18 protein-coding genes and 1 riboswitch are annotated in these 20,670 nt (G+C 36.1%); of the genes, 10 read left to right on the forward strand and 8 right to left on the reverse strand.

Going from position 1 to position 20,670, the window contains the following annotated elements:
• Both fumC and mgtE read right to left on the reverse strand, forming a co-directional pair.
• Positions 1 to 1,365, reverse strand: coding sequence for a class II fumarate hydratase (gene fumC, locus WKS98_RS02775; protein ID WP_498916705.1), 1,365 nt, complete (start codon positions 1,363 to 1,365; stop codon positions 1 to 3).
• A gap of 12 nt (positions 1,366 to 1,377) precedes the next feature.
• On the reverse strand, positions 1,378 to 2,733 hold the full coding sequence (mgtE, locus tag WKS98_RS02780; RefSeq protein ID WP_498916707.1) for a magnesium transporter: 1,356 nt from the start codon (positions 2,731 to 2,733) through the stop codon (positions 1,378 to 1,380).
• Positions 2,734 to 2,787: 54 nt separating this feature from the next.
• Positions 2,788 to 2,942: riboswitch (M-box (ykoK) riboswitch) on the reverse strand.
• 120 nt (positions 2,943 to 3,062) lie between these two features.
• On the opposite strand from mgtE, the gene WKS98_RS02785 reads away from it, so the two are divergent.
• Positions 3,063 to 3,233: a hypothetical protein gene (locus WKS98_RS02785; RefSeq protein ID WP_498916709.1), complete on the forward strand. Its 171-nt coding sequence runs from the start codon at positions 3,063 to 3,065 to the stop codon at positions 3,231 to 3,233.
• 34 nt (positions 3,234 to 3,267) lie between these two features.
• On the opposite strand, the gene WKS98_RS02790 is transcribed toward WKS98_RS02785, so the two are convergent.
• A complete protein-coding gene (locus WKS98_RS02790) occupies positions 3,268 to 4,503 on the reverse strand; it encodes a cell wall-binding repeat-containing protein (RefSeq protein ID WP_498916711.1) in 1,236 nt (411 codons plus the stop codon).
• A 230-nt stretch (positions 4,504 to 4,733) separates the two neighbouring features.
• Here WKS98_RS02790 and brnQ point away from each other — a divergent pair, with 230 nt between their 5' ends.
• A complete protein-coding gene (brnQ, locus tag WKS98_RS02795) occupies positions 4,734 to 6,020 on the forward strand; it encodes a branched-chain amino acid transport system II carrier protein (RefSeq protein ID WP_498916713.1) in 1,287 nt (428 codons plus the stop codon).
• Positions 6,021 to 6,070: 50 nt separating this feature from the next.
• On the opposite strand, the gene WKS98_RS02800 is transcribed toward brnQ, so the two are convergent.
• Positions 6,071 to 9,499 (reverse strand): pyruvate carboxylase, encoded by a 3,429-nt coding sequence (locus tag WKS98_RS02800; RefSeq protein ID WP_498916715.1) that lies wholly within the window; start codon positions 9,497 to 9,499, stop codon positions 6,071 to 6,073.
• A 96-nt stretch (positions 9,500 to 9,595) separates the two neighbouring features.
• On the opposite strand from WKS98_RS02800, the gene WKS98_RS02805 reads away from it, so the two are divergent.
• The 3 genes from WKS98_RS02805 (at position 9,596) to WKS98_RS02815 (ending at position 12,970) form a co-directional block, all read left to right on the forward strand.
• The gene (locus tag WKS98_RS02805; protein ID WP_498916717.1) at positions 9,596 to 10,813 is read left to right on the forward strand and encodes a CapA family protein; all 1,218 of its coding nucleotides are present in this window, start codon (positions 9,596 to 9,598) and stop codon (positions 10,811 to 10,813) included.
• Positions 10,810 to 12,381, forward strand: a complete 1,572-nt coding sequence (locus WKS98_RS02810; protein WP_498916718.1) for an NAD(P)/FAD-dependent oxidoreductase — start codon at positions 10,810 to 10,812, stop codon at positions 12,379 to 12,381. The genes WKS98_RS02805 and WKS98_RS02810 overlap by 4 nt, the downstream gene beginning before the upstream one ends.
• Before the next feature lie 94 nt (positions 12,382 to 12,475).
• Positions 12,476 to 12,970 carry a hypothetical protein gene (locus WKS98_RS02815; protein WP_498916720.1) on the forward strand — a complete coding sequence of 165 codons (495 nt, stop codon included), beginning with the start codon at positions 12,476 to 12,478 and terminating at the stop codon, positions 12,968 to 12,970.
• Positions 12,971 to 13,121: 151 nt separating this feature from the next.
• On the opposite strand, the gene WKS98_RS02820 is transcribed toward WKS98_RS02815, so the two are convergent.
• The gene (locus WKS98_RS02820; RefSeq protein WP_498916722.1) at positions 13,122 to 13,415 is read right to left on the reverse strand and encodes a hypothetical protein; all 294 of its coding nucleotides are present in this window, start codon (positions 13,413 to 13,415) and stop codon (positions 13,122 to 13,124) included.
• 139 nt (positions 13,416 to 13,554) lie between these two features.
• On the opposite strand from WKS98_RS02820, the gene WKS98_RS02825 reads away from it, so the two are divergent.
• Genes WKS98_RS02825 through WKS98_RS02835 form a run of 3 tightly spaced genes read left to right on the forward strand, consistent with a single transcriptional unit; the run spans position 13,555 to position 16,324 of the window.
• Positions 13,555 to 14,025 carry a pyridoxamine 5'-phosphate oxidase family protein gene (locus WKS98_RS02825; RefSeq protein WP_498916723.1) on the forward strand — a complete coding sequence of 157 codons (471 nt, stop codon included), beginning with the start codon at positions 13,555 to 13,557 and terminating at the stop codon, positions 14,023 to 14,025.
• On the forward strand, positions 14,022 to 15,557 hold the full coding sequence (cls, locus tag WKS98_RS02830; RefSeq protein ID WP_498916725.1) for a cardiolipin synthase: 1,536 nt from the start codon (positions 14,022 to 14,024) through the stop codon (positions 15,555 to 15,557). Before WKS98_RS02825 ends, cls begins: the two co-directional genes overlap by 4 nt.
• A gap of 8 nt (positions 15,558 to 15,565) precedes the next feature.
• Positions 15,566 to 16,324: a heparan-alpha-glucosaminide N-acetyltransferase gene (locus tag WKS98_RS02835; RefSeq protein ID WP_498916727.1), complete on the forward strand. Its 759-nt coding sequence runs from the start codon at positions 15,566 to 15,568 to the stop codon at positions 16,322 to 16,324.
• 30 nt (positions 16,325 to 16,354) lie between these two features.
• On the opposite strand, the gene WKS98_RS02840 is transcribed toward WKS98_RS02835, so the two are convergent.
• Positions 16,355 to 16,786, reverse strand: a complete 432-nt coding sequence (locus WKS98_RS02840; RefSeq protein ID WP_498916728.1) for a hypothetical protein — start codon at positions 16,784 to 16,786, stop codon at positions 16,355 to 16,357.
• 116 nt (positions 16,787 to 16,902) lie between these two features.
• Between WKS98_RS02840 and WKS98_RS02845 the strand changes: the two genes are divergently transcribed.
• Together WKS98_RS02845 and tnpA are read left to right on the forward strand one after the other, a co-directional pair.
• Entirely contained in the window at positions 16,903 to 17,328 is a 426-nt protein-coding gene (locus WKS98_RS02845; RefSeq protein WP_498916730.1) for a deoxycytidylate deaminase, read from the forward strand.
• Positions 17,329 to 17,491: 163 nt separating this feature from the next.
• Positions 17,492 to 17,950, forward strand: a complete 459-nt coding sequence (gene tnpA, locus WKS98_RS02850; protein WP_498916732.1) for an IS200/IS605 family transposase — start codon at positions 17,492 to 17,494, stop codon at positions 17,948 to 17,950.
• Positions 17,951 to 18,060: 110 nt separating this feature from the next.
• On the opposite strand, the gene WKS98_RS02855 is transcribed toward tnpA, so the two are convergent.
• Positions 18,061 to 19,089 carry a threonine aldolase family protein gene (locus WKS98_RS02855; RefSeq protein WP_498916734.1) on the reverse strand — a complete coding sequence of 343 codons (1,029 nt, stop codon included), beginning with the start codon at positions 19,087 to 19,089 and terminating at the stop codon, positions 18,061 to 18,063.
• 9 nt (positions 19,090 to 19,098) lie between these two features.
• Positions 19,099 to 20,487 carry a UDP-N-acetylmuramate--L-alanine ligase gene (gene murC / locus WKS98_RS02860; RefSeq protein WP_498916736.1) on the reverse strand — a complete coding sequence of 463 codons (1,389 nt, stop codon included), beginning with the start codon at positions 20,485 to 20,487 and terminating at the stop codon, positions 19,099 to 19,101.
• Positions 20,488 to 20,670: the final 183 nt, after the last annotated feature.

The following is a 20,670-nucleotide window of genomic DNA, read 5'->3' on the forward strand; positions in this document are numbered from 1 at the left end:
TTAGACCATCTCTTCAGGTTTCATAAGTTTATCAAATTCTTCTTCCGTAAGAATTTTTAATTCAAGGGCAGCTTCTCTTAAAGAAATATTTTTTTCATGGGCATACTTTGCAATCTTTGCACCATTTTCATATCCAATATATGGATTAAGTGCAGTTACAAGCATTAGTGAGTTATCTAAATATTCTTTTATTTTTTCTTCGTTTGGTTTAATTCCCCTTAGACAATTGTCTGTAAAAGACTTAAGGCCGTCGGTTAAAAGCCTTGTGGACTGTAGGAAATCATAAATTATTACTGGCATATAAACATTTAACTGGAAGTTTCCTTGGGATCCGGCAAATGAAACCGTGGTGTTGTTGCCCATAACTTGAGCCACAACCATTGTAATTGCCTCAGCTTGCGTTGGGTTGACCTTGCCCGGCATTATTGAAGACCCTGGTTCATTGGCAGGTATTAATAGCTCACCAATTCCACATCTTGGTCCCGATGCTAAAAATCTTACATCATTTGCAATCTTTAAAATATTTGTTGCAAGGGTATTAAGTGCAGCGTGGCAATTTACCAGCTCGTCCTTTGATGAAAGGGAGTGAAATTTATTTTCCGCAGGCACAAATTCGAAACCTGTAAATGAACTAATTTCACTACATACCTTCTCGTCATACCCTTCTGGGGCGTTTAGCCCAGTTCCCACAGCTGTTCCACCAATTGCAAGAGCAAGTAGATGCTTTGAAGACTCTTCAATGTAGTCATAGCACTTTTCAAGCATATTTGACCATGCGGATATCTCTTGTCCTAGGGAAATGGGAGTTGCATCTTGAAGATGGGTTCTTCCTACCTTTATTATATTTGCGTAGTCAATTGAAAGACCATAGAGCACGTCGAGAGTTTTCTTTATCTGAGGTAAAAGTTTTGTGTGAACCTCTCTATAGGCTGCAATATGCATTGCGGTAGGGAAGGTGTCATTTGAAGACTGTGACTTGTTCACGTCGTCATTTGGATGAAGCAGGTCACTTCCGTAAATTTCGTTTCCTCTGTGGGCTACAACTTCATTTACATTCATGTTGCTTTGAGTTCCGCTTCCTGTTTGCCACAGGGCAAGGGGAAACTCATCCTTAAGACCACCTTCAAGTATTTCATCACATACCTTTACGATTAAATCTCTCTTTTCTTCAGAAAGTATTCCAAGGCAACAGTTCACCTTTGCACAGGAGCGTTTAACAACTGCAAGAGAGTGGATAATCTCTACAGGCATTTTCTCTGTTCCAATTTTAAAGTTTTGAAAAGATCTTTGTGTTTGCGCTCCCCAGTAGTGCTCTACGGGAACTTCTAATTCACCAATACTATCATGCTCAATTCTAGTTTTCAATTTTAACTCCTTTTAAAATGGTAAAATCATCATGGCTATTCTTAAGTATACAAGAATAGCAAGTGCATCGACTATTGTTGTTATTAGTGGACTTGCCATTACGGCAGGGTCAGCGCCAAGACTTTCAGCTACAACTGGAAGTATGGAGCCAGTAACCTTAGCTAATAAAACTGTTACTGAAACTGTAAGGGAAACTACAAGTGAAACTTGGAAGCCAACCTTATCAAAGTACATAAGCTTTAAGAAGTTGAAAAATGCAAGGGTAAGCCCTGCAAGAACTGCAACTCTAGCTTCTTTCCAAATAACATATGCCAAGTCTTTAAGCTCGATTTCCTTTAATGATAGAGAACGTATTATTGTTGAAGCTGACTGACTTCCAGCGTTACCACCAGTATCTGTAATCATAGGTAAAAACGCTGCAAGAACCACATATCTTTCCAAGGTCTTTTCATAATTCATAAGAATTAATGAAGTGAAAGTTGAAGAGATAAGTAGAATAAGTAGCCATGGAAATCTGTTTTTCCAAATCTCAAAAACTGAAAGCTGCTTATAAGGCTTAACAGTTGGAGTTATCGCAGACATGATGTCCATATCTTCTGTCATTTCTTCTTCTATAATATCTAGTACGTCGTCAACTGTAATAATACCAACAAGTCTGTTTTCGTTGTCCACCACCGGCATGTTGGTGAAGTCGTACTTCGTAAATAGCCTTGCTACATCTTCTCTGTCCTCGATGGTGTTAACAGAGATAACATCGTGGTTCATAACAGAAGATATAGGTGAATCTGAATCAGAAAGCACCAAGTCTGCCAGTGACACTTCACCAATTAAGTGTCTTGTATCGTCAATGATGTAAATAATATCGATAGTTTCCTTATTGGCACCTGTCTTTTTAAGTTGTTGAATAACTTCTGAAACAGTGTGACCAGCCTTTGTCGCCGCATACTCTATAGTCATTATTGACCCAGCAGAATCTTTAGGGTAATTTAACATGGTGTTAATTACCTTTCTGTGGTCAGGGCTTGTAAACTTTAAGACTTTCTTAACAAGATTTGAAGGTAGTTCCTCTATAATATCCACCTTGTCATCGGTTCTTAAACCGTTGATTATCTCTTTTAAATCTTCATCAGAAAAACCTTCAATAAGAAGTTTTTGCTGTTCAATATCCATTTCGGCAAACACTAGTGCAGCTGTATCCTTGGATAAGAGATTAAAGCAAATAGTTAAATCAGTTTGAGAAAGGTCATTAAAAAATTCAGCAATATCGTAAATATTAAGAGAATTTAAAATGGTTTTAGCCTCTTTAAGATTTTTTTCCTCTAAAGATTCCCTAAGTCTTAATTCAAGAATTTCTAAGGTTTTTTCCATAATTCAACCTCCTTATAAATGAAAAATCCCACAGATGAAATGATCATTGTGGGTAATTAGAAACCGTGTGAGCTTTAGCTTCATAGGGCGTTGAAATTACATAAACTACACCTTCGTACGATATAGCCTGTTAACCGGCGCATAATGTCTCCATCACTTTGCGGCAGTAATCCATATCCCTAAGTTAGCCTTACCTATCGGACCATCTATTTTTTATGGTATCTTATAGAAATGTAATTGTCAACAAAGGAGAGGTTAAACTGGCGAGGCATATGAGAGCAAGTTTTCAAAATGGGTATGTTATAGATAATAAAAGATAGGAGGATGTTATGGACAAGAGAGATTTGAACAAAGTAAAAAATGAACATGAAGAAAAAACACTTCCCACAAAAGAAGACGAAGAAAATATAAAAAAAGGCAGAGAAGAGCTTGAAAAAGCTAAAGCGAGAATGGAAATATTAAGAGACACTCAAGATATTACTCAAAACTTTAATAGATAAATTAAAAGGGAGTCACATGAACTCCCTTTTTTATTTATTTTTCTGCTCTTCTCCAACCAGCTTTTTGTGCTTCTCTCTCAGTTTTAAACCATCTTTCTCCCCTTCGAGGGTTTATTCCTGTACGGTTATAAGAAGCTTGTCCTGGAACGTGATATATCTTTCCTCTTTTAGTTATATTTCCCTTTATTAATCCTTTTCCATTTGAGTCAACCCATAACTTATCTAAGTCCATTGGAACGCCAGAAGGATTAGTTACGATTATATTATCCTTAGGCTTTTCAGTTGGTTCAACTGGTTTAGCGGGTTCTGTAGGTTCTACAAAAGGTTTACCAGTAACAAGTTCTTGGTAAACTGAATTAGGAACAGAACCTTCGCCACCAATAACGATAACTTTTTCTATTTCATTATTTTCAATATAGCTAACTAGGTTTTTAGAAACAGCCTTACCTCTATTAAGAACTATAGGTGCATCTAAAGCCTTAGAAGCGGACACTGCAGAAAGGGCATCAGGATAATCATCGCCATTTACAACAATTAAAGTTTTAGGTTTAACTCCCAAAAATTCTTCATAGTTTTTTGCTATTTCAATAGAAGTATCAACTCTGTCATTTCCTTTAAATCTCTTTAAGATTTCTCCATCATACTTAACAGATTTTCCTCCACCTACAATATAATCAGGTTTTATATCGTTTGAGAAAGGAAGTAATAAAGTCAATTTTGCATTTTCAGAGCCGAATCTTCCAATAAAAGGAGCGGATGCTAATGCATCTGGGAACTCGAAACCATCTACTGCAGCGATGTGGTGTTCTTCAGTTCCTGCAAGAGCAAGACGTTCACGACCTATTTCCTTAGCGGTTTCAAATCTATTCTTACCAGAAAGCCTTTTTACAGAAGCTATTTCAGATAATTTAGCTTCAACTTCAGGTTTTACAGTTTCTGCACCACCTAAAAGATAAATCTTTTCGGCGCCAAGTCTACTTATTTCGTTTTTAACATCTTCTGGAAGTGCCTTTGAAGAAGTTAAAAGCAAAGGAGCATTAAGTTGAGCTGATAGAGTACCACCAACTAGTGCATCGGCAAAGCCTTCTCCAGAAGCCACAACAACTTCTTTGCTACTTTCGTAGTAAGCCTTTGATACAGCAACGGAAGTAGAGTATCTGTTGGTACCAGATAATCTTTTTACTTCAGGTTGAGTAGCTGCTTCAGAAATACTAAAACTACTTAGAACTAATGAAGTTCCTAATAATACACTAAAAATTTTCTTTTTCATATTATCCTCCATCTTTGTTTTACTAGATTATACCATGAAAACAAATATTTTTTTATGGTGGCTAATAAATCATCCAAATAATTGTGATTTTTGCCGTCATTAATAAAAATATCGTCCAAATCACCTTGATGATAAAAAATAAATTTGACTGTATAATATTTAAGAATTAGAATTAGACTAAGTATTATTTTACAAACGCAAACAAAACTAAAAATTAAAGGAGGGATATTATGAACAAAAAATTTAAAGATATAATAATCGTGGGGTTTGCGCTTTTTGCAATATTCTTTGGCGCAGGGAATTTAATCTTCCCTCCATATCTAGGTGTGCTATCGGGAAGTGGATACAAGAAGGCAATGTTTGGATTTTTATTGACAGACCCAGTGCTACCTATACTTGGTGTAATTATAACTGCAAAGCTTGGTGGAAGAGCGGATGACCTTGGTAAGAGAGTTGGACCTACTTTTTCTAAAATTCTTGGTACAGTTACCATACTTACCATAGGGCCACTGTTTGCAATTCCAAGAACCGCAGCAACAACCCACGAGGTATTTGTTTCTAAAGTTTTTCCAAGTGTACCCCATTGGATAACTGCAATTATATTCTTTACATTAACTGCTATCTTTGTATTTAATGAATCTGGGGTAATTGATAAAATTGGAAAATACTTAACGCCAGGGCTTGTGATTATACTTTTTATAATAATAATCAAATGTATTATAAGTCCTATTGGAGCTATGGATCCTCCGGAGACGGATGGGGTTTTCTTAAAGGGTTTTGCTGAAGGATATCAAACAATGGATGCACTTGGTGCGGCGCTTATGTCGGGTATAGTTGTATCGGATCTTTTAAGAAGAGGATATGAAAACGACACTGAAAGATATAAAGTAGTTAAGAAGGTGGGCTTTGTTGCGTTTTTACTTCTTGCAAGTATATATGGTGGTCTTATTTATGTTGGATCAACCGCTTCAAAGTTATACACCATGGAAAATACAAGGGTTGATATACTACTTGGCACAGTGAATAATGTATTAGGACCTAAGGGTAAGGTTGCAATAGGTATTGCGGTGTCCCTTGCATGTTTAACAACATCCGTTGGACTAAGTGCAACTTCAGGAGACTTCTTTTCTGAAATTACAAATGAAAAATTAGGATACAAAAAGGTTGTACTACTTACTGTAATTGCTTCAGGATTAATTTCTCTGGCAGGTGTTGAAGGACTTATTAAAGCGGCAGTTCCAATACTTTCAACCGTATATCCAATTATTATAGTGCTTATTTTAATGGGTATGATTGACCAGTATATTAAATATGACATGACCTATAAGGGAGCTGTTCTTGTAACCTTTATTATAAGTTTAATGGAGACTCTATATAGCCATTTCCATATTTTAGAAAAGCCAGTTGAAACTATAAAGCTATTACCATTTGGCTCCGTTGGTTTTGAATGGATTTTACCCGCTGCAATCGCGGCAATTATATTTGGCACCACTGCTAGAATAAGAGACAAGAAATAAAAAATGAGAGAGTATGTTAGAATTAATAATTCTGACACACTCTCTTTTTATTATTCAAATCTTATTAATAGTTGTCCCGATTCAACCATTTCTTTTTCTTCAATTGTAATTGTCTCTATCTTTCCGCTCATTGGTGCAAGGATATCTGTTTCCATCTTCATGGCTTCAATGACCATAAGAGGTTGTCCCTCTTTTACATCTTGCCCCTCTTGAACAAGAACTTTAACTATGGTTCCTGGAATGCTTGCTCCAATTTCTTTTTTATTTTCAGGGTTTGCCTTTTGTATGAAGCTGCCTTTAAATTCCTTTTCAGCATGCTTGTCGAATACCTTTATAACCCTTCTGTTTCCATTTACTTCAAAGGCCAGTGAAACATTGCCCTCTTCGTCTGCATCGGAGATGTCCACAAGTTTTATAATTAAATTCTTTCCTTCTGCAAGTTTGACTTCCCTAGTTTGTCCCAAGTTTATTCCATGGAAGAATACTTTAGATTCCATTTTTGAAAGTTCACCAAAATCTTTTTTACTTTCAATATAGTCTTCAAAAACCTTTGGGTATAGGGCATATGCAATTAAATCTTCTTCTGAAGGTTCAAAATTAAATTTATCTTCAAGATATTTTTTATCTTTTTCAAAGTCTTCCGGTTCTAAAAGTTCTCCTGGTCTTACAGTAATAGGTTCGTCGCCTTTTAAAACTAATTTTTGTAGCTTTTCAGGGAAGCCTCCCAGTGGTTGCCCCATCATTCCCTTAAAGAATGATACTACAGAGTCTGGGAAGTCTAAACTTTTTCCCTTTTCGTAGATATTTTCAGGGGTTAGATTATTTTGAACCATAAATATGGCAAAGTCTCCAACCATCTTTGATGATGGAGTTACCTTTACAATATCTCCCACCATTTGATTTACTTCTCTATACATATCCTTAACTTCTTTGAAGCGATGACCAAGGCCAAAGGATTCCACCTGTGGTTTTAAGTTTGAGTATTGCCCTCCAGGGATTTCGTATTTATATATTTCAGTTGATCCGGATTTTAAATCCGATTCAAAGTTTTGATAAATTGGTCTAACCACTTCCCAGTACTTAGATATATCTTCTGCATAATCCAAATTGATATTGGTCTTTCTTTCGGTGTTTTCAAGCGCCGCCACAACTGAGTTTAGAGCAGGTTGACTTGTTAGGCCACTCATGGAGTTAAATGCAGTGTCAACAATGTCAACTCCTGCTTCCGTTGCACTAAGAACTGTTGCAACGCCATTGCCTGTGGTGTCGTGGGTATGAAGGTGAATTGGTATAGACACTTCATCTTTCAAAGCCCTTATAAGTTTTTCTCCCGCATATGGTTTTAAAAGTCCTGACATATCCTTTACGCCGATTATATGGGCGCCACACCTTTCCAGTTCCTTAGCCAGGTTAACATAGTATGAAAGACTGTACTTGTCCCTCTTTTCATCGAGAATATCCCCCGTATAGCACATGGTTGCTTCAAGGATTTTGCCTTCTTCTAACACACAGTCCATTGCATATCTCATGCCAGGAATCCAGTTTAGTGAGTCAAACACTCTAAACACATCGATTCCTTCCTGTGCCGATTTCGAAATAAATTTCTTAACCACATTGTCTGGATAGTTTTTATATCCAACGGTGTTGTTTCCACGAACCAGCATTTGGAACAGTATGTTTGGAATTTTTTCTCTAAGGATTCTAAGCCTTTCCCAAGGGTCTTCCTTTAAGAACCTATACGAAACGTCAAAGGTTGCCCCTCCCCACATTTCAAGGGAAAATAAATCATTCATATACTTTGCAACTGCGGGAGCAATCTTTTCCATGTCCACGGTTCTAACTCTCGTTGCAAGTAGTGACTGGTGGGCGTCTCTAAAAGTGGTATCTGTAAGCAGTGTATCTTTTTGATTTTTAATCCAAGTTACAAGACCATCTGCGCCTTCCTTATCAAAAATCTGTTTTGTTCCAGGGGTTAATTCTTCTCCTTCTAAATATGAATAGTCTTTAACGGTATCAAAACTCTTGTTGATTCTATTTTTATTATTAACTACAATGTCGCCAATGTAATTTAATACCTTTAACTCCTTGTCGTTTCTTGGAGCTACATCAAATAGCTGAGGGTTTTGCTCTATAAAGCCTGTATTAGTTTCTCCTGACACAAAGTCCTCTGAGTTTAAAACGTTTAATAAAAATGCAATATTGGTTTTAACTCCACTGACCTTTAGCTCGCCTAGTGCTCTCTTTGCTTTGTTAACAGTGTCTTTAAATGTTCTTGAAGTGGTAGTAACCTTAACCAGCAAACTGTCATAGTATGGTGTAATAACTGACCCTACATAGGCGTTACCAACGTCAAGACGAACTCCGAATCCAGACCCTGAACGGTACACGTCAATTACTCCAGTGTCTGGGGCAAAGTTATTTGTCGGGTCTTCAGTGGTTATACGACATTGAACGGCGTAGCCCCTTAGGGACACATCTTCTTGTGAATGTATGTCAATAAGTTCATGTGTTAAACTTTGGCCTTGGGCAATTAATATTTGTGCCTGCACAATGTCAACGCCAGTAACAAGCTCCGTTACGGTATGTTCAACTTGAACCCTTGGGTTTACCTCTATAAAATAGTGGTTTCCCTTTTCATCCACAAGAAACTCTACAGTACCAGCATTATAATAGTTTACTGACTTTGCAATTTTAACGGCGTCAGCACATATTTTTTCTCTTAAGCTCTCATCAAGGGCAAAAGCAGGAGTGTATTCAATTAACTTTTGATGACGTCTTTGAATTGAACAGTCTCTTTCGTACAGATGAACAATATTTCCCTGTTTGTCTCCAAGTATTTGCACTTCAATATGCTTTGGCTTGCTCAAATACTTTTCAATAAACATATCGTCAACACCAAAGGCCTTCTTCGCCTCCGACTGTGCAGACTTAAATGCAGGAATAAGTTCTTCTTCATTATTAACGATTCGCATACCACGACCACCACCACCGGCAGCAGCCTTTATCATAACAGGGTATCCCGCTTCCTTTGCAAATTCCAAAGCGTCATTTTTTGTTCTAATAGGCTTGTCCACTCCAGGGATGGTTGGTACATTTGCCTTCTTTGCAGCAATTTTTGATTTTATTTTATCTCCAAGGGTGTCAAGCACTTCATAACTTGGCCCAATAAAGATGATTCCATTGTCTTCGCATCTCTTTGCAAATTCTTTATTCTCTGATAAAAATCCATATCCAGGATGGATTGCATCAACGCCCTTTCTCTTTGCAAGGCTTATGATTTCGTTCATGTCCAAATAGGCTTCCACAGGATTTTTACCAATTCCTATTTCATAGGACTCGTCGGCCTTGGTTCTAAAAAGAGCGGTATTATCTTGTTCTGAATAGATTGCAACGGACTTTATTCCAAGTTCGCTACAGGCCCTAAAGATTCTTACGGCAATTTCGCCTCTATTAGCAACTAAAATTTTTCTTATTTTCACAAATATCTCTTCCTCTTAATTCTTTTTCATGATTATATCACATAATACTCAATAATTTGATAAGATATAGGGGAACATATTATATGGAGGAAGAAAATGAAAAAAGTAACTAGGTTTTTATTCTGCTTTTTAATACTTTTAGGTCTTAGCTCTTGTGTGCCTAAAGATGGAGAGAAGACTTCAAGTGATATAAAAGTAAGTAACATCTCTACAGAGTCCAGGGAAGAAAAAGTTGAAGAAACAGTGGCGAAGAAGGGAACTACAGAGCTATCCCTTGGAGTGACGGGAGATATAATGTATCATCCATGGACCTTTCAAAGAAATGTTGACAGTGAAGGAAACTACGACACTTCATTTTTCTACAAAGAAGTGGGAGATTTAATAAATAGTTTTGACTTAATGGCGGGAAATTACGAAACCACTTCCACACCAAAGAGAAATCTTTCGGACTATCCAATGTTTAATACACCACCTAAAGCAATTAAGGATTTAAAAGAGGCGGGCTTTGACATATTAACCACTGCAAACAATCACTGCCTGGACTCAAAGGTAGATGGAATAATAGATACCATTGACGCCATGGACGCCAATGGAATATACCACACAGGTACTTTTAAAATTGGAGATAGACCTTACTTAATCGTTGAAAAGAATGATATAAAAATAGGAATTTTAGCATACACCCAAAGATTTAATGGTCTGGATCCAATTCTTACAGAAGAGCAAAGGGTTATGATTAATCCTATGGACCCAGTCACCATGGAAAAAGACGTTAAGGAATTAAAAAAGCAAGTGGACTTCTTAATTGTGTTCCCACATTGGGGAGAGGAATATGTATTCAGTCCTACGGATTTTCAAAAGACCAATGGACATAATCTACTGGAATGGGGTGCGGATATTGTAATAGGAAGCCACCCACATGTGCTACAACCCATAGAAGAAGTTAATGTAAATGGAGTGAAAAAATATATATTTTACTCCATGGGCAATTCAATTTCGGGACAAAGACTTGAGTACAATGGATTAAATGAAGTGGAAGCAGGTCTTATTGCAAACCTAAAGATAAAGAAGGACCTGGACGAAGAGGTGACAACCCTTGAAGGTATGGACCTATATCCAACATGGGTGTGGATGGATAGATCCAGTGGGGTAATTCAAGGAAAAGTAACATCCATCAAGGACTATTTACCAGGAGGTAAACTAGAATCTGCAGTGTCAGCTGATGTTAGAAAGAGAGTCTTAGGAATTGGAAAGAGATCTGTGGAAATTTTAGAGTCCATGGGATATAACACAGGACTTAAAGGAGAACTATGATATTTGTAAACAACTTAAAGCTTGGTATTGATGAACCCTTAGATAATTTGAGGGATAAGATAAAGAACAAATTAAAAATAAAGTACGACGGATTTGAATACGAAATCTATAGACGGTCCATTGATGCAAGAAGAAATAAAATACAATTTGTGTACTCCGTTATTGTGCACATAGACCTATCTAAAAAGAAACTTTCTAAGTTTAATCAAGGAGAAGTTAGGGAGTATGTAAAGGAAGAATTTAAAGTAGATGTAAATAGAAATAAGGGACAAAGACCTGTGGTTGTAGGCTTTGGTCCCTGTGGAATATTTGCATCACTAACATTGGCGAGATATGGTTTTAATCCCATAGTAATTGAAATGGGAGAATCAATTGACGAAAGAACCCAGTCGGTGGAGAACTTTTGGGATGGCAATGCACTTAATACAAGGTCCAATGTTCAATTTGGAGAAGGGGGTGCAGGAACTTTTTCCGATGGCAAATTAACCTGCAGGTCACAGGACCCTCTTATTAGAGAAGTATTAGATGTGTTTGTGAAACACGGAGCTCCAGAAGAAATAAAAATATTACAAAAGCCCCACATTGGTACGGATATTTTAAAAGAAGTTATAAAGTCCATTAGAGGTGAAATAATTTCTCTTGGTGGCGAGGTTCACTTTAACACGAAGATGACGGATATAATAATTGAAGATGGAAAAGTTAAAGGCGTTGTTACAGATAAGGTAGAGTTTGAAACGGACAGTGTATTTTTAGCACTGGGACACTCCTCAAGGGACACCTTTAGAATGTTACATGAAAAGAGCGTGTCCATGGAATCAAAACCATTTGCAGTGGGATTTAGAATTGAACATCCACAAACCCTAATTAACAAGGCACAATATGGGGACCAGTTCGAGAACCCAATTTTACCACAGGCGGAATATCAACTTACCTATAGGACGAAGAAGGGTAGAGGTGTATATACATTCTGCATGTGCCCAGGAGGTAGGGTTATATCAGCCTGTTCCGAAGAACATAGGTTATGTGTAAATGGAATGAGCTATCACAGCAGAAATTTAGAAAATGCAAATTCTGCCATAATTACAAACATAAATGAAGAGGACTATGGGGAAGGAATTCTTTCAGGAATGGAGTTTCAAGAGAGAATTGAAGCGATAGCATTTAATATGGGAGAAAATTATTATGCTCCTGTGCAACTGGTGGAGGATTATATAGAAAACAAAACTTCAACAGAGTTTAAAAGAGTCTTCCCCACATATAAACCGGGGACAGTGTTTAAAGATTTAAATGTAATCTACTCAGATGAAATCAACGAGGCAATAAAGGAAGCAATAATAAACCTCAATAGAAAGTTAGAAGGTTTTTCTTTGGAGGATGCAGTATTAATATTAACTGGAGTTGAAACCAGAACTTCATCTCCAATTAGAATTGTAAGGGACAAGGAGAGTTTTATTTCCATAAACACCAAAGGGCTTTATCCACTTGGCGAAGGTGCAGGTTATGCAGGAGGCATAATGAGCTCTGCCGTTGATGGAATAAAGGGAGCTAAAGCTTATTTAGAAGAATAAGAATTTAAGCCTGATTAAAGGAGAAGTTTGTAAAATAAATTATATTTAAAATTCAAAGCTATTTGAATTTAATAAAGCTATTATGGAGGAAAAGATGAAGAAATTTTTTGCGATTATTTTTGCAGTAATCATAGGTGTTTCAATATTTGGAGCCTTTGATAATGCTAAAAGACAAAAAGAGGCAGCAGAAAGACAAAAGATGACATCAGTTTTCTTTGCGAAAATTGAATCAATGGAAAAAGTTGGAGAACAAACTAAATTTGTACTAAAGGCACTTGATGAAAGCCCTGAAAAGTTTAGAGGAAAGACCTACGAGTACACAACTGATGAAAACTTCCAACCTATAAACAAAGATGGCTCAGCGGCATCAGTAGATCTATTCAAGGAAAATGACGAAGTTGCCATTAGACATATTGGTAAGATTGAAGAAAAAGAAGTAAATGTTCTTACCGGTGAAGTGACTATGTCACCATTTGTAAATCCTATTAAAAACCCACCAAATGTTACAGGGGATAAGGCAAAGGCCTCTGACAACAAGTCAGACTCTGAAAAGGGTGGCGAAGAAACAACAGAAACTGGTTCAAAATAAAAAATACGGTGTGACGAAAATATCTGTCACACCGTTTTAATTAGCTTTAAAAATCGAGCACTCAGCCCCTTAATTGAAATAATATTCTGTATAGAATTAAACTTTGTAAGTATAACAAACTTAAATTTTAAAACTGAGTGCTTGATTAGCTTTAATTGAATTCTGGATAGAGTTCAAGCTCTTCCTCGCCGATAAATCTTGAATAAATTTGAAGATATGGAACAGAAAATTCTATTTCGTCGGTTACTTCATAATAGTCTAGAAGAGAAATTAATTCGAAGATTTTGTTATCGTTCTCTTCTTCTAAATCATTCATATATTCAGTTATTATTTCCTGTATATCGTCAATATTATTTAATTTAACCAGCAGCAAAGCTTCTTCAAAAACTTCCCTTGAATCTACTTTACATCCAAGTAATAATCTTATGCTAAATATTTTTTTCATTTCTCTCTCCTTTACCGTACTTAGTGATTATATAATGAAATAAAAAAAATGCAAGACTTTTTGTAAAAAAATAAAAATATTCTATTATTCTTTTAATCCCTGTGTTATAGTTAAGTAAAGTGATTGTAGGAGGAGTCTTATGAGAAAAAAGGATAGAGAAGTAAAAGACATAAATGAAATAGTGGATATTCTTAAGAGATCCGATAGAACGATTCTTGCTTTTAATGGAGAAAAATCGCCATACATACTTCCTGTGAACACGGGAGTGGAATATAAAGATGAAAAGATAATACTCTATTTTCACGGTGCCACCACAGGGACAAAGTATAATTATATAAAAGAAAATGCATTTGTTTCTTTTGAAGTAGACACAGACCTTGAACTTGTAACGGACATGGAAAGGGGCTACTGCACCATGAACTACTCCAGCGTTATAGGAAGTGGAGTCGTTCACGAAATAAAAGAGTATGATGAAAAGGAAAGGGCGTTAGAAGTTCTTTGTAACAGCTTCCATTTAGGTGACGGCTTTGAATACAATAGAAATGCAATAGACAGAACTTCAGTTTTTAAAATAGATGTGGTAGAAGTTAGAGGTAAGGCAAAGAGATGAAAAAATTACTTAAAATAGTTACTTCAAGAGCTTTCCCAATGGTGATAATATTCTTGATACAACTTGTACTCATCATTGAGATGTTCATAATTCTTAAAGAGAATTTTATATGGTTTTACGTTGTATCATTTGTACTTTCCGTTATATTAACGGTGGTTTTAATCAATAAAGACACCAACCCAGACTACAAGATAACATGGATAATACCCATACTTACCTTGCCGTTGTTTGGGTCTTTCCTATATCTATTCTTCGCAAAAAATAAATTTGCTGAGCGCGTAACAAAGGGAATGGCATCAACAACATCTTCATTTCACTTTTTAATGTCAAATGAAGAAAATACATTGGAAGAGATAAATGACCCCGACGCCTACTTGCAAAGCAGGTACTTGGAACGCTATGCAAGCTGTCCAGTTTATAGAAACACAAAGTCAAAGTACTATCCACTGGGAGAACTTTACTTTGAAGATTTAATTGAAGACATAAAGAACGCAAAGTCATTTATATTTTTAGAGTACTTTATAATTGACAAGGGCTATGTGTGGGATACCTTAGTATCACTTTTGGAAAAAAAGATTGAAGAAGGCGTAGACGTAAGGCTAATCTATGACGACTTTGGCTGCATGAACAAAATGGGCAGAGACTTTGGAAATAGATTAAGGGCTTCAGGAATTAAATACCAAGCCTTCAACCCAATAAAATATATAGTACTACCGCAACATAATAACAGAAACCATAGAAAGATTGCAGTTATTGATGGCAAAATTGGATACACTGGAGGACTAAACCTTGCGGATGAATATATAAATAAGATTGTACGATTTGGTCATTGGAAGGACTCTGGTGTAAGAATTGAAGGACAGGCAGTGTGGTCCTTAACTGTTTTTTTTCTATCCATGTGGAACTCACTAAGCGACGAATTTTTAGACTTCAACGACTATATTCCAAGGGACTTTATCAAAGAGGAAGGCTTTGTACCGGATAAGGGTTTTGTTCAACCATTTGCAGATGAACCTAGGGACAAGGAGACAGTGGGAGAAAACACATATCTAAATATAATTTACAGAGCAAAAAAATATGTGTACATAACCACTCCATATCTAATTCTGTCCTCAGAAATGTTGACAGCTTTGACCAATGCAGCGAAGGGGGGAATAGACGTTAGAATTATCACACCATATATTGCAGACAAGAAGATGGTATTTATGGTAACAAGATCCTACTACGAACCACTACTTGAGGCGGGAGTTAAGATATATGAATACAAACCGGGATTTATACATGCAAAAAATATTGTATCCGATGACGACGTGGCAATTGTAAGTACCATAAACGTAGATTTCCGTTCACTATATCTTCACTTTGAAAATGGAGTTTGGTTCTTCGACTCACCGATTGTAAAAGACATAAGAGACGATTTTATAAAAACAATGGAAGTGTCTCAAAGAAAGACGCTTCAAGAGATGAACAGCAGATTTTTTGTTGTTAAGATAGCAGGGTCCATATTAAAAGTATTTGCACCACTACTATAGGAGAAGTTATGGATAAAAAAATAGAGAAAAAAGGAAGATACAATGGAATAGATTTTGTTGCAGGACTTGCCATGCTATTTATAATGTTTTTCCACTTTGCATACGATTTGAAATTTATATTTAATCGTGATATAAATTTCTTTCCCTCTCAGTGGATGGATTATGGCAGACTTGTGGCAGTGTTTTTGTTTATGACTATATCTGGAATGACACTACACTTTTCAAGCAGATATATATTTAAAATTGCAAAGCTTTCCGTGGTGGCAGTAGCAATTTCAGTACTGACCTATCTACTTATGCCCGATGAATTTATAGTGTTTGGCATAATTCACTTCTTTGCCTTTGGCACTTTGATAATGGTTTTTTTAGAACTTATCCTAAAATACATCAATGGCTACTTGGGATTTGTACTATCCATGTTTGGCTTCTATGTATTTTGGCCTGTAACAAATGGATACTTGAACTGGCCTACAGGAGCGGTTCACCTACCACAAAGGCTATATGAACTAAAATACCTTTTCTTTCTAGGCTTTCCAGGAGAAAATTTTAGTTCTGCAGATTATTATCCAATACTGCCATGGATATTTTTACTAATTGGTGGTTACTTTTTAGGTAAGATATACATGAGCTTTAAACCACAAAAAAAGAAAAAATCCTACGACCCAATTACATTTATTGGACGAAACAGACTTTTCTTCTATATAATTCATCAGCCAATAATATATGTGGCACTTTCTTATTATTTTAATGGTGGAATTGAAATTTAAAAAAGTAGTATGTTAGGTTCCCCTGACATACTACTTTATTTCTACATTTTCAAAGTAGACAACTTCTAAATCCTTTCCGTTTTTTAAGATGTGAATCTTTTTAGGAAAGGAATATTTTTTTAAGTATTCTTCTGTGTGAGATCCTCCTGCAACTTCATAAAAGCGTAGAGGTTCGTCATGTGCAACTGCATCTTCCAAGTCTATGTATAGCTCCCCTTTATTAATTTTAAGTTTATAATCCTTGACCTTTGAATTGGGGTTATTATAAACGAAAAGAAAACTATCCTTATTTAAAATAAGGGCGGAGTGGTTATCGTTTTTATTTATATCGTTGATTAAGCTTTCAAGTTTTGGATTTTTTGAAAGATCAATCTTTATTTCCTTTAACTCACTTAAACTATCCTTCCCTCTACAGGAAACAAAGACTATTGCAAGAAGAATAATCATAAATAATTTCTTCATAATTCCTCCATAAAAAAATTATAACAGATTTTTAAAATGTAAGGAAATTTTATTATTATCTATAACAATCTTTTACTTTTGCAATTAAATGATACAATATAAAAAAGGGGTGGATTATGAGAGTTTCTTGGAATGAATATTTTATGAATTTAGCTAAGATGGTAGCTACTAGAGGCACCTGTGACAGGGCCTATGTGGGATGTGTGTTGGTGAATAAAGATAATAGAATAGTTTCAACTGGATATAATGGTTCAGTTGCAGGAAACCCACACTGCGATGAAGTTGGACACACCATGAGGGACGGCCACTGTATTGCAACCATCCATGCGGAGATGAATGCATTATTATACTGCGCAAAGGAAGGAATTAAAGTAGGAGGATGTAGGTGCTATGTTACCCACTTCCCGTGTTTAAACTGTACCAAGGCTTTAATTCAAGCGGGCATCTCTGAAATATATTATGAAGCAGGCTATAGGATAGACGAGTACGCAATGGAACTGCTCGAGAGAAATAATATTAAGGTTGAACAATTGAAGATATAAAAAACACTCAGAATTTCTGAGTGTCTTTTATTGTATAAGAAAACCCCCAGTTAGACTGGGGGTTCAGTATAGCTTTAGCGATGATAACTAAACAAAAATACCTCGGTGATATAATAAAATTGCGGTCTGCCAACTGCAAAATAAAAAATCAAGGAGGTATTGAATGACATCGTTAAATGACACTCATAGTTTATCACATACTAAATGGAATTGTAAATATCATGTAGTATTTGCACCAAAATATAGAAGAAAAGAATTTTATGGATCAAAAAGACTAGAAATAGGAGCAATATTAAGAGAATTATGTAGTTGGAAAGAAGTAAATATCATAGAAGCGGAAGTTTGTCCCGATCACATTCATATGTTATTGGAGATACCACCAAAAATATCAGTATCAAGCTTCATGGGTTTTTTGAAAGGTAAAAGTAGCATAATGATATATGAAAGGTGGGGAAATTTAAAGTACAAATATAGGGGAAGACAATTTTGGTGTAGAGGATATTATGTAGATACAGCAGGAAAGAATGCAAAGAAAATAGAAGAATATATAAGAAATCAACTTAAGACAGACCAATTAAGCGAGCAGTTAACATTTGATGTAGTTGACCCTTTTAAAGGGTAGCAAGTAAAGTTTGCAAGTGGCAGATCGACCAATGCCTTTGAGGCGTGGCTTGTAATACAGGCCCTTTGGGCCGCATGTGAAAAACCCCCGGCTATGCCGGGGGATGTTTATTATAATCTTTCAATCAATGCGTCAATGTCTTCTTCCTTTGTGTCCCAACCAGTTGCTATTCTTACAACCTTTGAGTACTCATCATGACGGCTTATAACTTCGAATGCGAAGTCTTGAGAAAGTCTCATTAATTTTTCGTCACTCATAACTACAAATGTAAGATTTGTAGGAGAGTTTACAGTTAGTTCATATCCCTTTTCAACTAGTGCCTTTCTAAGCTTTGTTGAAAGTTTATTTGCGTTTCTTGCAATGTCAAAGTAAAGATTGTCTGTAAATAGTTCTAAGAATTGAATTCCTAACATTCTTCCCTTAGCAAGAAGAGCTCCTCTAAGTTTCAAATTGTATTGGAAGTCCTTTCTTATTTCAGGGTTAATAACTACTAGTGCCTCTCCAAACATTGCGCCAATCTTAGTTCCACCAATGTAGAACAGGTCACAGTGACTTGCTAAAAATTCTAAATCTATGTCGTTGTTTTCAGCAGTAAGGGCATATCCCAGTCTTGCACCGTCAATGTATAAGTAAAGACCATGTTGTTGACAAACTTGGTAAATTTCTTCAATCTCTTTTCTTGTGTAGATTGTTCCAAACTCGGTTGAGTTAGATAGATATACCATTCTCGGTTGGACATCATGAATTCTTGCCATACCTTGAACATGGTGAGCGTCAATTAGTTTTGCAATGTCCTTTGCCCAAAGTTTTCCGTTTCTGTTGGGAAGGGTTACGATTTTATGTCCTGTGTTTTCAACGGCACCACATTCATGGGTGTTAATATGTCCGGTGTCACATGATATAACAGCTTGATAGTGCTTTATAGTTGCAGATATGGCAACCACATTAGTTTGAGTACCACCGGAAATAAAAAAGATATCCATGTCTTCGTTGTTACAAAGTTCTTTAATCTTATTTCTCGCTTCTTCAGAGTAATGGTCAAAGCCATAAACTCCAGAAGTTTCTTCATTTGTTTCCATAAGTCTCTTAAGAATGTTCGGATGAACACCACCTGAATAATCGCAATTCAAATAAATCATAATTAACCTCTACTTTACTATCATTTTTGCAAGCACATCTGGATTACCACATCCCGTAGTGATAACAGTGTCTTCTTCTCTTACATGTTCACGAATATATTTGCAAGCCTCTTCAAAAGTTTTTATATAGATGGCATCGACTCCGTTTTGTCTAAGCTTTTCCACTAAGTCTATGGAGTGAATAGATGGATCAAACTTTTCTCTCGCTGCAAAAATTTCAGTTACTATAACCTCGTCGCAGTCATTAAAAGAATTTGCAAATTCATTTAATAGATGCTTTGTCCTGCTGTAAGTGTGAGGTTGGAAAGCACAGATTAGGCGACCCTTCTTATGCTCTCCCAGTGCAGACATGGTTGCATTTATCTCCGTAGGGTGATGGCCGTAGTCTGTCATAATCATGGCGCCGTTATACTCTCCTATAACTTCCATTCTTCTGTGAAGGTTGTGGTAGTTTGAGATTGAATTTTTAATATGCTCCATGTCTATGCCAGTTTCAAAGGCTGTAATAATTGCTGCTGCTGCATTGTAAATGTTATATCTTCCAATAATGCCTAAGTTGAAATGATGACATCCAAAGCCATTTCTGTCACTTGTAATGTTAAATGAAGGATGGCCAACTTCGTCAAAGTTTACGTCTGTAATATTATATGTTGCCTTTTCATTTTCAATTCCAAAAGTAATAATTTCGCCCTTTATATGCTCCAATAGTGGAAGGCAGTTTCCGTCATCAATATTAATGACTGCCTTAGAGTCCTCTGAAAGATTTTTCATGTAGCCTATAAAGGTGCTGACAATGTGATTTATGTCTTTGTAATAATCTAAATGGTCTTCATCAATATTTAAAATAACTGCAAGGGATGGATAGTAGTATAAAATATTTCCCTTGAACTCGCAGGCTTCAGTTAAAAAGTATTCGCTCTTGCCATTGTGCATATTGCCTTGAATTTCATCTAGCTTTCCACCAAGTAGTATGGACGGATCCACATCTGCCTCAACAAGTATTTTTGAAATCATACTTGTGGTAGTGGACTTGCCATGGGAGCCTGAAATACCCATGGAGTACTTATAGTTTTTCATAAGTGCACCAAGAAAAACTCCCCTTGATACTACAGGGCAAGTAAGTTCTCTTGCGCGAATAAGCTCTTCGTTGTCGTCAAGTATGGCGTCTGTGTAGATAATAAGGTCAGGGTCTTCAATATTTTCTCTTCTTTGACCAACATGAACCTTTACACCTAGACTTCTTAAATTGTCTAAAGCTTCAGAGTCATCTCTATCTGAACCTGAAACTTCATAGCCATGGAAATTTAAAAGCTGAGCAATACCGCTCATGGAAATACCACCGATGCCAATAAAGTGAACTTTTTTTATATTTTTATCTTTATAATCAAAATTAAACATATTTTCCCCCTAAACAAGAGTATTATATCATAATAAGACGTTGATATTAAAGGAAAGAGGCTTTAAAAAGTGAATTGTTGAAATTTTGTAACAATTAACGAGAAATATTTTATAAAATAGGAGAAATTTGTAAAAAAACTGGATAATTTCAAATATTCATTGACACTTATACATGGGATGAAT

Source organism: Lagierella sp. ICN-221743 (assembly GCF_037890055.1).
In the GTDB taxonomy this organism is placed as follows: Bacteria; Bacillota; Clostridia; order Tissierellales; family Peptoniphilaceae; genus Mediannikoviicoccus.

Excerpts from the sequence above, each read along its gene's own strand:
- mgtE (WP_498916707.1), bottom strand. The coding sequence starts at position 2,733 with ATGGAAAAAACCTTAGAAATTCTTGAATTAAGACTTAGGGAATCTTTA.
- WKS98_RS02785 (WP_498916709.1), top strand. The coding sequence starts at position 3,063 with ATGGACAAGAGAGATTTGAACAAAGTAAAAAATGAACATGAAGAAAAA.
- WKS98_RS02790 (WP_498916711.1), bottom strand. The coding sequence starts at position 4,503 with ATGAAAAAGAAAATTTTTAGTGTATTATTAGGAACTTCATTAGTTCTA.
- brnQ (WP_498916713.1), top strand. The coding sequence starts at position 4,734 with ATGAACAAAAAATTTAAAGATATAATAATCGTGGGGTTTGCGCTTTTT.
- WKS98_RS02805 (WP_498916717.1), top strand. The coding sequence starts at position 9,596 with ATGAAAAAAGTAACTAGGTTTTTATTCTGCTTTTTAATACTTTTAGGT.
- WKS98_RS02810 (WP_498916718.1), top strand. The coding sequence starts at position 10,810 with ATGATATTTGTAAACAACTTAAAGCTTGGTATTGATGAACCCTTAGAT.
- WKS98_RS02815 (WP_498916720.1), top strand. The coding sequence starts at position 12,476 with ATGAAGAAATTTTTTGCGATTATTTTTGCAGTAATCATAGGTGTTTCA.
- WKS98_RS02820 (WP_498916722.1), bottom strand. The coding sequence starts at position 13,415 with ATGAAAAAAATATTTAGCATAAGATTATTACTTGGATGTAAAGTAGAT.
- WKS98_RS02825 (WP_498916723.1), top strand. The coding sequence starts at position 13,555 with ATGAGAAAAAAGGATAGAGAAGTAAAAGACATAAATGAAATAGTGGAT.
- cls (WP_498916725.1), top strand. The coding sequence starts at position 14,022 with ATGAAAAAATTACTTAAAATAGTTACTTCAAGAGCTTTCCCAATGGTG.
- WKS98_RS02835 (WP_498916727.1), top strand. The coding sequence starts at position 15,566 with ATGGATAAAAAAATAGAGAAAAAAGGAAGATACAATGGAATAGATTTT.
- WKS98_RS02840 (WP_498916728.1), bottom strand. The coding sequence starts at position 16,786 with ATGAAGAAATTATTTATGATTATTCTTCTTGCAATAGTCTTTGTTTCC.
- WKS98_RS02845 (WP_498916730.1), top strand. The coding sequence starts at position 16,903 with ATGAGAGTTTCTTGGAATGAATATTTTATGAATTTAGCTAAGATGGTA.
- tnpA (WP_498916732.1), top strand. The coding sequence starts at position 17,492 with ATGACATCGTTAAATGACACTCATAGTTTATCACATACTAAATGGAAT.
- WKS98_RS02855 (WP_498916734.1), bottom strand. The coding sequence starts at position 19,089 with ATGATTTATTTGAATTGCGATTATTCAGGTGGTGTTCATCCGAACATT.
- murC (WP_498916736.1), bottom strand. The coding sequence starts at position 20,487 with ATGTTTAATTTTGATTATAAAGATAAAAATATAAAAAAAGTTCACTTT.